Here is a 15095-nt window from a genome sequence, read left to right as displayed (position 1 = left end):
AACCGATGTTGGATTCATTGATCACTTCCAAAACCCGGCTCAAACTGTTGATTAAGTTTTTTGTCTCTGCAAGTAGTCAGGGACATTTACGTGGCCTTGCGGACGAGTTTCAGGAGTCGACAAATGCCATTCGTAAAGAACTTAACCAGCTTTCGGAAGCAGGATATTTGGAAAAGAATACATCCAAAAACAAAATTCTGTACCGAGCGAATACTTCCCACTCTTTATTTAAGCCGCTTCAAAAATTAATTCATGCCTATTTGGGTATTGATGAAATTGTGGAATATATTTTACAAAAATCCGGAGATATTCAGGAAGTTGGCATTCTAGGCGATTATGCTGCGGGTATAGACTCTGGAAAAATAGATGTGTTAATTTTAGGCGAAAATATAAATCAGGCATATTTATTGCAGTTAGCGGAAAAGGTTGGGAAAAAATTGACTAAGAAAGTAAATCTTTCTTTTGAAGAACCTACAGGAGAACAACGTTATATCAATTTGTATAAAAATAATTCCATTATATAATTACTTTCAATAAAATGAGTAAAATATTAATTACTGGTGGGGCCGGATTTATAGGGTCCAATCTCGTAGAGCATTTTTTAGGTAAAGGGCATCAAGTTGTTGTCTTGGATAATTTTGCGACAGGGCATCGCCATAATTTGGTGCAGCATAGCGATAATCCGGACTTTACTTTAATTGAAGGTGATATTCGTAATAATGCGGATTGCCAAAAAGCAGTACAAGGAGCTGACTTTGTTTTACACCAGGCAGCCCTGGGCTCGGTGCCACGTTCGATCAAGGATCCACAGACCTCAAATGAAGTAAACGTAACCGGTTTTTTAAATATGTTAGTCGCAGCGCGCGATGCTGGTGTGAAACGTTTTATTTATGCAGCATCGTCTTCTACCTATGGAGATTCTGAGAGTCTTCCAAAAGTTGAGGATGTAATTGGAAAGCCTTTATCCCCTTATGCGATTACCAAATATGTTAATGAGCTATATGCAGATATCTTCTCTAAAACATATGGATTAGAAACAATCGGTCTTCGCTATTTTAACGTTTTTGGTCGTCGCCAAGATCCTAATGGAGCTTATGCAGCCGTTATCCCATTATTTGTGAAGAAGTTTATGAATCATGAAAGTCCAGTAATCAATGGTACAGGAGATTACTCGCGCGACTTTACCTATATTGACAATGTAATTCAGATGAATGAGCTTGCAATGACAACAGATAACGCGGCTGCTGTGAATACTGTTTATAATACAGCTGTTGGTGATCGCACCACCCTGAATCAATTGGTTGGTTATCTGAAAGAGTTTTTGACGGAGTATGATTCCGAGATTAGACAGGTAGAAATTATTCACGGTCCGAATAGACAAGGTGATATTCCGCATTCATTAGCTTCAATTGAGAAAGCGCGCCAGTTATTAGGCTATGAACCTACACACGTTATACGTGAAGGGTTGAAAGAGGCTGTAAAATGGTACTGGGATAATTTAAAATAACAATTTAATTATTATAAACTCGTATATAAATGAAAAAAATAGCTGTAATTGGGTTGGGATATGTAGGCCTGCCGCTAGCGAGATTATTTGCAACGAAATTTCCAGTTGTTGGTTTTGACATTAATCAAAAACGCATTGATCAATTGCGTTCGGGTAAAGATTTAACCTTAGAAGTTGAGGATGATATCCTTCAAGAAGCATTGGTTAATGAGAATCCATTTGCAACAAATAAGAATGGTTTGTACTGTTCAAATCAGTTGGTGGATATTGAAAATGCTAACTTTTATGTAGTTACGGTGCCGACTCCGGTCGATAAAAATAACCGCCCAGATTTGACTCCTTTATATAAAGCATCGGAAACAGTAGGTAAGGTGTTAAAGAAAGGTGATATTGTTGTTTACGAATCAACAGTATATCCCGGCGTAACAGAAGAAGAGTGTATCCCGGTTTTGGAAAAAATATCTGGATTGAAATTCAACGAAGATTTCTTCGCAGGTTATTCTCCAGAGCGCATTAATCCGGGGGACAAACAACATACAGTTGAGAAGATTTTAAAAGTAACATCGGGTTCCACTCCGGAGATTGGTGCAGAAGTGGATGCCGTTTACAAAGAAGTAATTACTGCAGGGACACATTTAGCGCCATGTATCAAAGTTGCTGAAGCTGCTAAAGTAATAGAAAACTCGCAACGTGATATTAATATCGCTTTTGTCAATGAGTTGGCGAAGATTTTTAATATTTTAAATATTGATACACATGCAGTATTGGAAGCTGCTGGTACCAAATGGAACTTTTTGCCGTTTAAACCTGGCTTAGTAGGAGGGCATTGTATCGGTGTAGATCCTTATTATTTGGCACAAAAAGCGCAAGAACACGGCTATCATCCAGAGATTATCTTAGCTGGACGTCGGCTAAATGACTCTATGGGTGAGTATGTTGCTTCTCAAGTGGTTAAAACCATGATCAAGAAGGGTATCAACGTAAATGGCGCTGAAGTTTTGATGCTTGGAGTAACGTTTAAGGAAAACTGTCCGGATGTTCGTAATACAAAGATTGTTGATGTGATTGCCGCATTGGAAGACTATGGTATTAAGGTGACTACTTATGACCCATGGGCTAATCCTGCTGAGGTAGCGCATGAGTATAGGATCGAGAGCCTAACAGAGTTACCAGATAATATTTTTGACGGTATTATCTTTGGAGTAGCACACAAAGAGTTTTTGAATATGGATCTTAATGCTTTGAAGAAAGAGAAATCCATAGTTTATGATGTAAAAGGGGTGGCTCACGCACAAGCAGACTCAAGACTTTAGAATATGAATGTACTAAATTTAATCGGACGGACAAAGGAGCTATTTTTAGAAGACATTGAGAAACACGAAACAGAGCTTTCTCGCGTAGTGTCTTCCTCTCGTTTCTTGGTTATTGGTGGAGCAGGGTCAATTGGACAGGCTACTACAAAAGAAATTTTTAAAAGAAATCCTCAGAAACTACATGTTGTTGATATAAGCGAAAATAATATGGTGGAGCTTGTTCGCGATATACGTAGTTCTTTTGGATATATAGATGGTGATTTTCAAACATTCGCATTAGATATTGGATCTATCGAATATGATGCTTTTTGGGAGGCAGACGGACAATATGACTATGTTTTAAATCTTTCGGCATTAAAGCATGTTAGAAGCGAGAAGGACCCCTATACATTAATGCGTATGATTGACGTTAATGTATTTAATACCGATAAGACTTTACTTCAGGCTATCAACAAAGGTGTGAAAAAATATTTCTGTGTTTCAACTGATAAAGCCGCTAATCCCGTTAATATGATGGGCGCCTCCAAGCGCATAATGGAGATGTTCTTAATGAGAAGAAGCGAGGAAATAGTAATTTCAACTGCTCGTTTTGCAAACGTAGCTTTTTCTGATGGTTCACTTTTGCATGGCTTTAACAAACGAATTGAAAAAAGACAACCTATTGTTGCTCCAAATGATATAAAGCGTTATTTTGTAATACCAAAGGAATCTGGAGAACTTTGCCTAATGTCATGTATTTTTGGAGAGAATAGGGATATTTTTTTTCCAAAATTAAGTGAGCAACTACATTTGATTACTTTTGCGGAAATCGCAGAAAAATATTTGGAAGAGATTGGCTATGAGCCTTTTCTTTGTAATACTGAGGATGAAGCAAGAGAGTTGATGAAAACTCTACCTGCAGAAGGGAAATGGCCTTGTCTGTTTACTTCAAGTGATACTACCGGAGAGAAGGATTTTGAAGAGTTTTTCACAGATAAAGAGGTGTTGGATATGGAGCGATTTAAAAATTTGGGTGTAATTAAGAACGAATTGTATATAGAGGAAGAAAAACTGAAGTTATTTGAAGAAACAATAACTGAGTTTAAAGTGAACCGTGCTTGGAAAAAAGAAGAAGTTGTGGATCTGTTTTTTAAAATGATACCAGACTTTGGGCATAAGGAAACAGGTAAATATCTTGACGCTAAAATGTAATGATGAATAAATTACAACAGGTGGTTTCATTCGTTCGAGACCAATATAAAACAGATAAATTTATACCCCTTCATGAACCTCGGTTTAGAGGAAATGAGAAAGCTTATTTGTTGGATACTATTGATTCAACATTTGTGTCGTCTGTGGGAGCTTACGTAGATAAGTTTGAATTAATGATGCAAGAGCTCACAGGAACAACAAAAGCTATTGCTGTAGTAAATGGGACTGCCTCTTTACAAGTTGCATTACGACTTGCTGGCGTGAGGCCAGGGGACGAAGTTATTACACAGGCTTTGACATTTATTGCTACAGCTAATGCAATTGCTTACAATGGAGCTGTTCCGATATTCTTAGATGTTGACTTGGATACAATGGGATTGTCACCCTACGCAGTGAACTTATTTTTGGAGGAATTTGGGGAATTGCGTGAAGATGGCTGTTATAACAAAGCTACGGGTAAGAAGATTTCTGCATGCATGCCAATGCATACATTCGGTTTTCCTGTTCATATGGATGAATTACTGCAGGCGTGTGCTAAATGGAATATTCCAGTAGTTGAAGACGCGGCAGAATCCTTAGGCAGTTATTACAAAGGTAAGCATACAGGATCAATGGGTCTTATAGGAGGCTTTTCATTCAATGGAAATAAAACAATTACATCAGGTGGTGGTGGCGCTATTGTTACAAATAATTTGGATATGGGAATACATGCAAAATATTTGACAACCACGGCGAAGAAACCCCATCCATATGAATTTTTTCACGATGAAATGGGCTATAACTTTCGTATGCCAAACTTAAATGCCGCGTTGGCCTGTGCTCAAATGGAAGAGCTGGAAGGGTTTTTAGCAGATAAAAGAAAACTTGCCAGCGAATATGAAGTTTTTTTCCAACACGAAGGAATCAAGTTCCGTACTGAAACTCAAGATACTAAAGCAAATTACTGGTTGATGTGTGTTGAATTGGCTGACAGAACTGAACGGGATAATTTCTTAAAATTTACTAATGACAATGGGGTTATGACGCGTCCTATTTGGACGTTAATGTATCGTTTGCCAATGTATGCCTCTAGCCAAAGAGATACACAGCGTAATGCTGAATTCTTAGAGGAAAGAATTGTTAATATACCGAGTAGTGTAAGATAAGAAGGAAAAATGAAAAAAGTAACTATAATCGCTGAAGCGGGAGTGAATCACAATGGGAGCATTGAAAACGCGTTTAAGTTGATAGACGCGGCGGTAGATGCCGGTGTGGACTATGTCAAGTTCCAGACTTTTAAAGCGGATAAACTTGTATCGAAATCTGCAAAAAAAGCGGAGTATCAAATTCAGAATACGGGGAATGCGGTAGATTCTCAACTCGATATGTTAAAGAAACTCGAACTTTCGCATGAGGATCATAGCCAATTGATTAATTATTGTAAGAAATTTGGGATACAGTTTTTTTCGACAGCCTTTGACTTGGATTCTTTACAGTATTTAAAGGATATTGGATTAGATTTAGTTAAAATTCCTTCCGGCGAAATTACAAATTTGCCTTACCTCAGAAAAGCGGCACAGTTGTTTAATAAGATTATTCTATCAACTGGAATGTGTACTTTAGAGGATATTCGTCTTGCTGTGGCTGTTTTTGAAAAAGAAGGCATAAAAAAAGAAGACATAACCATACTTCATTGCAACACAGAGTATCCGACACCTATGTCAGATGTTAATATGAAAGCAATGTTGCTTATTGGTGAGACTTTTGGTACTGACATCGGTTATTCAGATCATACATTAGGTATAGAAGTTCCAATTGCTGCAGTTTCACTAGGAGCGAAGGTTATTGAAAAGCACTTTACATTAGATAATACGATGGAAGGTCCTGATCATGCGGCATCGTTGGAGCCTGCGGAACTAAAAGCGATGGTTTCAGCAATTCGCAATGTAGAACTTGCCATTTCTGGCTCAGGCTTGAAAGAGCCAAGCGCATCTGAACAAAAGAATATAGCAATCGCTCGAAAGAGTATTGTTGCTAAGACTTATATAAAAAAGGGAAGTTATTTTTCTGAGGAGAATCTTACAGTAAAACGCCCCGGTTCTGGTATTTCTCCCATGAAGTGGGATGAAGTGATTGGAACTATTGCGAATAAAGATTTTGAAGAAGACGAATTAATAAGCATCTAATGAAAAAAATTTGCATCGTAACCGCAACAAGAGCGGAGTATGGTTTGTTGAAGCCATTAATGCTTGAGTTACGTAACTATTCGGAATTCAAATTACAGGTTTTGGTTACCGGAGCACATCTGTCCCCTGAATTTGGTCTAACCTATCGTTTTCTTGAACAGGACGGTTTCTCAATAGATGAAAAGGTTGAAATGTTGTTATCTTCTGACTCAGCCAATGGGATTGTCAAATCTATGGGAGTAGGTATGATCGGTTATGCAGACGCATTTGCTAGATTATCTCCTGATGCTATTGTTATTTTAGGGGATCGATACGAAATGCTTTCCGTTGCTTCATCGGCGGCTATATTTAATATTCCTATTATACATTTGCACGGCGGTGAGATTACGGAAGGAGCCTATGATGATGCTATCAGACATGCAATTAGTAAATTAAGCGCTTTACATTTTACATCCACTGAAGAATATCGACAGCGTGTTATTCAAATGGGGGAGCACCCTGATAAAGTTTATAATGTTGGTGCTATTGGTCTAGATAATATTAGTTCTTTACCGTTAATGGAAAAAGAACAGATAGAAGAAAGTCTTGGGATAAAATTTAAAAAGTATAATTATCAGGTTACTTTTCACCCCGAAACTTTATCAAATATTTCCTCGCAACATCAATTTAATGAATTGCTTAGTGCTATCGAAGAACAAAAAGATAGTTACTTCATTTTTACAAAGGCCAATGCCGATACAGATGGACGTATTATTAATCAAATGATTGATGAATATGTCTCCAAAAATCCAAATAAAGCTTCTGCATATAATTCACTTGGGAGTCTACGTTTTTTATCTGTTGTAAAAATGTGCGATGCTATTATTGGAAATAGTTCTAGTGGGATAATAGAAGCACCTTCTTTGCATACTCCGACGATTAATATCGGTGATCGTCAACGGGGGAGAACACAGGCTGGCAGCATTTTGAATTGTGACGTAGATAAGGCTGAAATTTTAAGATGTTTTGAAAAAGTCAACGAACCTGAATTTAAAGCCGTTGTATCTCGCATTTTGAATCCATATGGAAATGGAGGGACAGCCCAGAAGATAATTGAAGTTATTTCGAAAGTCAACTTTAAAGAATTACATACTAAAGCATTTTACAATATAAAACAGATATAAATGAATATTGTTGAAAACCATAAAATCCTCCAATCTGCTTCTATTCGAGAGGCATTAATCAAATTGGATAGGCTAGCTTCGGATGCTATTCTATTTGTAATAGACGAAGAGGGTAAGTTGCTTGGATCTCTCACTGATGGAGACTTAAGAAGAGGCTTTATAAAAGGATTAGGATTTGATGATAATATAACTGATTTTATTCAGCCCTCACCAAAATACATTCTTGAGAAGGAGTATAGCTTGGATAAATTGGCGACATTTCGCGCTAATCATTTTAAGATTGTTCCTATTTTGAACGAGCAACACAAAATAATTGATATTCTCAATTTCCGAACACGTACGACACTTATTCCAGCGGACGCGGTTCTAATGGCTGGAGGGGAAGGTAAGAGGCTGCGTCCACTTACGGAAACTACTCCAAAACCACTTCTAAAAGTTGGAGAAAAACCGATAATTGAATATAATATTGACCGTTTGCAAAATGTAGGTATTAAAAATATTAATTTAAGTATCAATTACCTGGGGGATCAACTTGTTGATTACTTTGGGGATGGTCAAGAGAGGAATTTGAATATTAAATATGTTCGCGAAGATAAACCATTAGGTACGATCGGCTCAATTCTTTTGATAGATAACTTTGATCATGAAGATATTATCGTTATGAATAGTGATCTTTTAACGAATATCGACTATGCTGATTTCTTCAAAACATATAAGGATTCAAATGCGGATATGGCAGTTGCAGCTACATCTTATCATGTAGATGTACCATATGCCGTTTTGGAAGTCAATGAAACAAACAGAGTCAAATCGCTAAAAGAAAAGCCTCGATATACCTACTATTCAAATGCAGGTATATATATATTAAAGAAAGATATTTTGAAGATGATACCGAGAGATCAGTTTTTTGATATTACAGATCTTATGGACCGTGTTATTGAGATGAATCTGAACCTTATTACCTACCCTATTAACGGCTATTGGTTAGATATTGGCAAACACGAGGATTTTAAGAAAGCGCAAGAAGATATTAAACATATAAAATTGTAAAAATATAATGAAGACCGCACTTTATTTGTTCCTTACTTTCAATATGCTTCTGTTATTTGGAGGTTGTAAAAAGAAGGAGAATTTTGCGATTGATCTTGAGGTTGAGACTCCAACTTTTTCTGATAAAACTATTAGATTAGAAGGGCAGAGTTCTATTTCTCTCATTTTTAGTAGTAAGTTTTATCTTTATAACTCTGAGAAGCCAAACGAAAATTTCGCTTATGCGGATATAATTGATGTAAATAATAAGCTATTTATAATATCTCAACATAGTGAAAACAATATTCAAGACCATCATAAAGGCTATTTGACAATTGCAGAAAGTATGGATGATGGAGAGACTTGGAGTAATTTTAGACCATTGGTTACAGGTTTTGAGGATGCAATAAATGTTAGCGCTCCTTCATTTGTCAAAATTTCAGACAAACATATATTTATCTTTTATCTGGTAAAATACAGTACAAGCCGAATTGATATATACTCACAGGAGTCATTTGACGGTTGTACAACATGGACGAATCCACAAGTAGTGTCAAGAACCAATGTCGGATATCAAATTCTAAATAATGCAAGAGTCCAATATATAAATAATAGAATTATTATTCCTCTTTCGTATCCACAGTCAGGTGATATTTCCAATTATAGTTTATCGAACAACGAACTAAAATTATTTTATTATTATTCAGAAGATCTTGGGAAGACTTGGAATAAATCAAAGGCTCTTTCTGCAAATTTAAGTTTATTAGAGCCAGGGTTAATTTCGCTTTCAAATCCAGCGGAGTGGTTAATGAATATTAGAACTGACAACGGGAAAATTCTTTTTGCTCGGACAAAAGACAACGGAGTAACGTGGAAATATGAAAATAGTGATATTATTTCTCCTTCTTCTCCACAGACCCTTTTATATGATAAGGAAAGAAAAGCGGTTTTTATGGTATGGAATAATACAAATGTTAATGCTCCCAGTCATGGAGCAAATCGGAGCCCTTTAACGATGGGAATAAGTTATGATAATGGTTATACTTGGCAAAAGATTAGAGATATCGAATCCAAAACTAGTTTATATGACTATGCATATGTTGCCCTTAAAAAATTGGATAACCGAATTTATTTGGTATATAACGAACGAAATAATAAGACAGGAAAATTCAAAGTAAAAATCTGTTCGTTTAAATAGGCTAGGGTGTTAGGTAATTACATCATTATTAGGTGTATTTGTATTTTTGTTTTAAATTAATGATAATGTTTAAACTAGAAAAAAATTATTATATAGCTGAGACTGCTTTTCATCATGAAGGCGATGTCACTTTTTTAAAAGAGTTGGTTGGTCACCTACTAAAACTCGATATACAAGCAATTAAATTCCACTTGCTATTCGATGTTGACGATTACATGGTGAAAGGGCATTCTGCAATCGATGTAATTAGACGAATTAGTATTAGTGAAAAAAACTGGGAAGATATTTTTGAACAGGTCTTAGAAGGAGGGAAGGATATTGTCGCATTAACTAATGATGTTAGTTCTTTGAAATATATTAACAGTATACAGAACGAAAGGAATATTGCAGCAATAGAGTTACATTCTACAGGATTGAATGATTTATTCTTATTACAAGAAGCTTGTAATTTTAAGAAGACAGTAATTTTAGGTATTGGGGGCTCTACTTTTGATGAGATTCAATTTGCTGTAGATTATCTAAAAAACAACGGCAAGTCAGATATTTTATTGATGCATGGTTTTCAAAACTACCCAACTAGTTATGAAGATATTAATTTTAGTAGAATTAACTTGATGCGGGAAGCCTTCAATTTACCTATTGGATATGCTGACCATACTGATCCTTTAGATGATCTTAATGCGATTGTTAGTACCTTCCCTCTTTCATATGGAGTACGCGTTTTTGAAAAACATGTAACCCATGTTTATGGTGAAAAACGGATAGATGCCCAAGCTGCAGTTTCCATAAAAAAAATGGAAGAAATTATTGCTTTAGGTAACTCTTTGCTAAAAACAATAGGAGAAAGCACATTGCAATTTTCTATAGCGGAATTGAATTATGGCAATACAGGGCCTATGAAAAAAGCACTTGTTGCTCGACATAAAATTAACAAAGGAAAGCATATTCGATTAGAGGATTTAGCTTATAAAAGAACCGAGATTTCTTCAATGATTCGCCAAAATGATATTTTTAAAATAATTGATGGTGTTGCCAAAAGAGATATAGAGGTAGATGAACTTATTACTTATGATAATGTAGAGTACCAATTTAAAAGTGCCAATTTTGATCAATTTTTTATAAATAAAGACTAATATGAAAGTAGGATTGCTTATTACAGCGAGGCTTAAGTCAACAAGGTTACCTTTTAAGTTGTTAAAAGACCTAAACGGATATTCGATAATTGAGCATGTAATTAATAGAGCTAAAAAAGTCCCTAATGTTGATAATATAGTACTTTGTACTTCTGTTAATTCGCAAGACCGTCCGCTTGTTGAAGTGGCAAAAAGTAATGATATTTATTATTATTTGGGATCAGAAGAGGATGTGTTAGAAAGGCTGAAAGAATGTGCTGATTTTTTTAGCCTTGATTATATAGTAAGTATAACAGGCGAAAATCCAATTTTTTCGATAGATTTTGCTAGTAGAGTAATAGACTCAATGTTAAATAATCATGCTGATTTTGTGAATATTGAGGGATTACCTGTTGGATGTGCGGTGTATGGGCTAAGCACAAAAGCACTAAAACTTGTATGTAAAATAAAGCAAGAGATTGACACTGAGATTTGGGGGCCGTTAATTAATAGACCAGATATATTTAATGTTGTTAAATTACAAGCAAGTAATGATTTGAACATTCAAAATCTTCGACTTACAAACGATTACCCTGAAGATTTCCAATTAATGACGAAGATATTTTCAAATTTTCCATATCGCTCCCTCCCAAGTTTAGAGAGTGTAATCCAACTTTTGAAGGAAAATCCGTCATTTTTGAAAATTAACGCTCATTGCGTACAAAAAGGGGTTGATCCACAAATATTGGAGAGGATCGATACGTTTTATAAGAAAAATGAAGAAGCAATTTTAAAATTAAAAGGAGAAATATATAAATCATGATTTTTGATAAATTAGATAATATTCAACGTTATGGATTTGATTTTCAATTTATATTGGATGATTTAAATAATAACGAATTTCAAAAAGGAAGATTTGAAATTGAGGAGGACAATAAGTTTGGAATAGGACTTTCCTACTCAACGGTAGATGAAAATGCTGGTCTTTGGGAGGCGCATCGAAAATATCTTGACATACATGTAATTCTCCAAGGAGAAGAGATTATTCACCTGAATGATATCAGTGAAATGGAGTCTACTCAAGATTACGAGGAAGATTATGAGTTGTTTAAAGGAAAAGGAAAACATAGTATACATTTGAAGGAGGGGTATTTTTTGCTGCTTTTTCCAAATGAAGTGCATAAAACTTCTATACAAGTCGGCTCTTCGAACGAAGTAAAAAAGAAAGTCTATAAACTACGATTTTAGTTTAAATAGAAATGAGTAAGCGAATATTAATTCTGTCAGATTCACTAGCTTTGCCGAGATCACAGCCGGAGGTGTGTTCTTATGAGAATACATGGCCAGAATTATTGAAAGGAAAAGGGTTCACAATACACCAAGTTTCATTCGGCGGAGGTACTAGTGTTGATCTGCTGTCTCAAGTTTTATATCATAAAAGTTTTAACCCGGATATAGTCATCTTACAAGTTGGGATAGTTGATTGTGCTCCAAGGTTTATGACCAAATTGGAGTTGTCGATTGCAAGAAAAATGGGAATCCTTGGACGTATTTTAATTAAAGCGTTAAACAGAAAAAGTATTAAGCGTTTGCGTAAAATTAACTATGTAGGCCCTATCGAATTTTCTAACAATATTCGGAAAATATGTGAAAGTTTTGACCGAACGCCAGTATTTGTATTAGGGATATTAGATGCCGGGGAGAAATATGAGAAAATTCTTCCAGGCGTTTCCAAAAGGATAAGTCAGTATAATAAAATATTAAGTACATATGGTTTATTTATCAGCGTTGAGGATTTTGATAGAAGAGGAATAATGACAGATCATCACCATTTAAATGAGTTTGGGCATAGACAAATTGAGAAAAAAATTTTAAATAACATAAATGCTTAAAAAACTATTTTCTCATACCTTGATATATGGTTTGGCTCCGCAGATGGTTAAAGTTGCTCAATTGTTAGCTTTACCTATTATTACACCTTTTCTCTCTCCACAGGATTATGGGGTGTTTGGTTTAATAACAGCGGTAGTTGGTGCTATTTCAGTTTTATCTACACTTGGACTGAATATCGTTTTAGCGAATAGTTTTACGCGGTCGCCACAACAATATAAATGGCTTTGGAGGCAAGTATATGGTTTTCTAAATATTTGGAATTATATTTATGCGGTATTATTGGCAATCATTGTATTCTTCTTTATTCCTGTAGAAGCGAAAGACAATACTATTGCTATTCTTTTGTTAAATGTTATTCCAGTCATATTATTTGCTCCTTCTACAGCTATTGGTAATCTATATTATCAGTTAAAGCAGAAGCCATTTCAGATAGCTTTTCGAAGTGTTCTGATAGGAATACTGACAGTTATTTTAAATGTTTACTTTATTAAATATTTAAAAATGGGGTATATGGGTTGGTTTTGGGCTAATGCTATTGCTCAATTATTTTACCAATTTAGTTATTTTATCCCCTTGAATTACCAGATCGGAATTAAACCCATTTATAATTTTAAGCGTAAGACGCTGATAAAGCAATTAAAAATTTGTTTACCGACAATTCCACATTATTATAGTAATTATCTTTTAACAAGTTTTGATAAGGTAATTATGAAATTTTTAGGCGTACCAGTGACGGCTATCGGAAAGTATAATGCAGCTCAAGTTCCTGGTAATCTATTAGCTTCAGCAACTTATGCGGCTAATCAAGCGCTGAGCCCCTTATTGCTACATGCTTACAAGACAAATGATAAAGTAACAGAAAAGAAGTTGAATTTTATCGTTACGATAACATTTTTGGCACTTACATCAGTACTTTGCCTTTTTTTGAAAGAGCTACTACCTTTAATTATTAAAAGTAAAGGCTTAGAGGATATATATCCAATTGCGCTTGTTATTATTATGGCATATAATTATAGACCAATGTATGTGGCTGCCAATAATAGACTTTTTTATGTGGAAAAAACCAAGGCACTTCTAAAAGTTACAACTACAGCAGCAGCTATTAGTATTCTAATGAATCTTATATTTATTTATTTATTTGGCAGTATGGCAGCTGCGGTAACACTTTATATATCGTTTATGTATATGGGATATTCCGGCTTTTTTATAAAGGAGTTTAAGGAGAGCGGGGGCACAAACCACCACCCTCTCTATTGGCTAGGAATAACAGTCTTACTCACTCTCTTTGTATATTATGCGGTGGAATTTGATTTAATCTTTAAGGTGGGGATCGCCGCCATGCTTTTGCTTGCAGGGCTGGTAGGAATATATTTATGTTACAAAAAGTATGAAAATAGTAATAATTGATCACGAACCTTTTTCTCAGAGAAAAATTTCTCATTACTATATTGATGAATTTCTACAAGATAAGGTGGAAGTTGAATATTGGGATGTGAGTGGGACTCTATTCTATACTAAGCATGTTGTATATGCTTTCAAAGAAGAAAAAGAATATGTAAGGGTATTTGAAGACTATAGGACCCTGTTAGAGGAAGTTGAAAAGCTTGATCATAAAAATACAATGATCATTCTAGAAGTTTTTTTTAGAAGTGGAACAGATAAACTATTCAAAAAAATACGAGAAAAGGGGATAAAATGGGCCCGCTTAAATTATTACCATAACCCAACGGCCATTTTAGGAGATCGAATTACGCTGAGAAAGAAGCTATTGAAAATTTTGAATCCTAAGATAATTTGGGATAAATTTCAATTGTTATTCTTAAATCAGGCGAAATATGCGCAACCAGATTTGCTTTTTGTTACAGGGCGTTTGGGCAGTGAGAACAATACGAATACAGTATCGTTAGACTTTTTTGATGTAGAAGAATATAGAAAACAAAAGGGGAAAAATAACCTACCCCCATTTCATGGCTCATATATGGTATTCTTGGATATTATGTTTTCAAGCCACCCAGATTTCAAACGGTTACGAATAGATACAATTGATGAAAATGTCTATTTTAAAAAACTGTGTTCTTTTTTTGATCAATTAGAACGACGCTTTAAAATGCCTATTGTTATCGCAAGTCATCCTAAGGCTAATTATAGTAAAGAGTTTGGAGATAGAGTCGTTATAAAGAACCTCACGGCTGAATTAGTGAAAGATGCTGATTTAGTAATAACACATGGAAGTTTATCTATTTGTTATGCCCTTTTAGAATTAAAACCTCTACTATATGTATATTTTGAAGAGATGCGTTTAACAAAAAAGCTTGCAGTTTACTATCGACGAATGGTTCGAGCGTGTGAAAGCCTTGGTTCAAGTTTGGTTAGTGTTGAAGACAATCTGGATAGTTTAGAGTTGCGAAATGTAGATAAAAAGAAGTATGAATCTTTTTTAAACGAAGTATATTTAAAGGGCTCGGATGATACAAGATCTAATTATGAAATAATCAAAGATAGTTTTATAGAACTGATTAAATGA

At 35.1% G+C, this 15095-nt stretch carries 15 protein-coding genes; all 15 read left to right on the top strand.

The genetic code is table 11. The annotated features are described in order from the left end of the window. Nucleotides 1-5 precede the first annotated feature (5 nt). Entirely contained in the window at nt 6-524 is a 519-nt protein-coding gene (locus ACK8HY_RS14210; RefSeq protein WP_416134028.1) for an ArsR family transcriptional regulator, read from the top strand. Nucleotides 525-538: 14 nt separating this feature from the next. After that, nucleotides 539-1507, top strand: a complete 969-nt coding sequence (locus ACK8HY_RS14205; RefSeq protein WP_416134027.1) for an SDR family oxidoreductase — start codon at nt 539-541, stop codon at nt 1505-1507. Between the two features lie 29 nt (nt 1508-1536). After that, a complete protein-coding gene (locus ACK8HY_RS14200) occupies nt 1537-2820 on the top strand; it encodes a nucleotide sugar dehydrogenase (RefSeq protein WP_416134026.1) in 1284 nt (427 codons plus the stop codon). 3 nt (nt 2821-2823) lie between these two features. After that, nucleotides 2824-4011 (top strand): UDP-N-acetylglucosamine 4,6-dehydratase, encoded by a 1188-nt coding sequence (locus ACK8HY_RS14195; RefSeq protein WP_416134025.1) that lies wholly within the window; start codon nt 2824-2826, stop codon nt 4009-4011. Then, nucleotides 4011-5156, top strand: coding sequence for a LegC family aminotransferase (locus tag ACK8HY_RS14190; protein WP_416134024.1), 1146 nt, complete (start codon nt 4011-4013; stop codon nt 5154-5156). Before ACK8HY_RS14195 ends, ACK8HY_RS14190 begins: the two co-directional genes overlap by 1 nt. Nucleotides 5157-5165: 9 nt before the next feature. Then, nucleotides 5166-6176 carry an N-acetylneuraminate synthase gene (gene neuB / locus ACK8HY_RS14185; protein ID WP_416134023.1) on the top strand — a complete coding sequence of 337 codons (1011 nt, stop codon included), beginning with the start codon at nt 5166-5168 and terminating at the stop codon, nt 6174-6176. Then, on the top strand, nt 6176-7339 hold the full coding sequence (neuC, locus tag ACK8HY_RS14180; RefSeq protein WP_416134022.1) for a UDP-N-acetylglucosamine 2-epimerase: 1164 nt from the start codon (nt 6176-6178) through the stop codon (nt 7337-7339). Before neuB ends, neuC begins: the two co-directional genes overlap by 1 nt. Continuing rightward, the gene (locus tag ACK8HY_RS14175) at nt 7340-8389 is read left to right on the top strand and encodes a nucleotidyltransferase family protein (protein WP_416134021.1); all 1050 of its coding nucleotides are present in this window, start codon (nt 7340-7342) and stop codon (nt 8387-8389) included. It begins immediately after the preceding gene. Nucleotides 8390-8396: 7 nt separating this feature from the next. Beyond that, nucleotides 8397-9566, top strand: a complete 1170-nt coding sequence (locus ACK8HY_RS14170) for a sialidase family protein (RefSeq protein ID WP_416134020.1) — start codon at nt 8397-8399, stop codon at nt 9564-9566. A 65-nt stretch (nt 9567-9631) separates the two neighbouring features. Then, complete coding sequence (locus ACK8HY_RS14165) at nt 9632-10699, top strand: N-acetylneuraminate synthase family protein (protein WP_416134019.1); 1068 nt, start codon at nt 9632-9634, stop codon at nt 10697-10699. Between the two features lies 1 nt (nt 10700). Then, nucleotides 10701-11501: a cytidylyltransferase domain-containing protein gene (locus ACK8HY_RS14160; protein WP_416134018.1), complete on the top strand. Its 801-nt coding sequence runs from the start codon at nt 10701-10703 to the stop codon at nt 11499-11501. Beyond that, nucleotides 11498-11926, top strand: a complete 429-nt coding sequence (locus tag ACK8HY_RS14155) for a YhcH/YjgK/YiaL family protein (protein WP_416134017.1) — start codon at nt 11498-11500, stop codon at nt 11924-11926. Before ACK8HY_RS14160 ends, ACK8HY_RS14155 begins: the two co-directional genes overlap by 4 nt. Before the next feature lie 11 nt (nt 11927-11937). After that, nucleotides 11938-12570, top strand: a complete 633-nt coding sequence (locus ACK8HY_RS14150) for an SGNH/GDSL hydrolase family protein (RefSeq protein ID WP_416134016.1) — start codon at nt 11938-11940, stop codon at nt 12568-12570. Further along, the gene (locus ACK8HY_RS14145; RefSeq protein ID WP_416134015.1) at nt 12563-13978 is read left to right on the top strand and encodes a lipopolysaccharide biosynthesis protein; all 1416 of its coding nucleotides are present in this window, start codon (nt 12563-12565) and stop codon (nt 13976-13978) included. The genes ACK8HY_RS14150 and ACK8HY_RS14145 overlap by 8 nt, the downstream gene beginning before the upstream one ends. Next, the gene (locus ACK8HY_RS14140) at nt 13959-15095 is read left to right on the top strand and encodes a hypothetical protein (protein WP_416134014.1); all 1137 of its coding nucleotides are present in this window, start codon (nt 13959-13961) and stop codon (nt 15093-15095) included. Before ACK8HY_RS14145 ends, ACK8HY_RS14140 begins: the two co-directional genes overlap by 20 nt.

Source organism: Sphingobacterium sp. NGMCC 1.201703 (assembly GCF_047784615.1).
In the GTDB taxonomy this organism is placed as follows: domain Bacteria; phylum Bacteroidota; class Bacteroidia; order Sphingobacteriales; family Sphingobacteriaceae; genus Sphingobacterium.
Note: the sequence above shows the minus strand (reverse complement) of the source record. Positions and strands in the feature narration are given on the sequence as shown.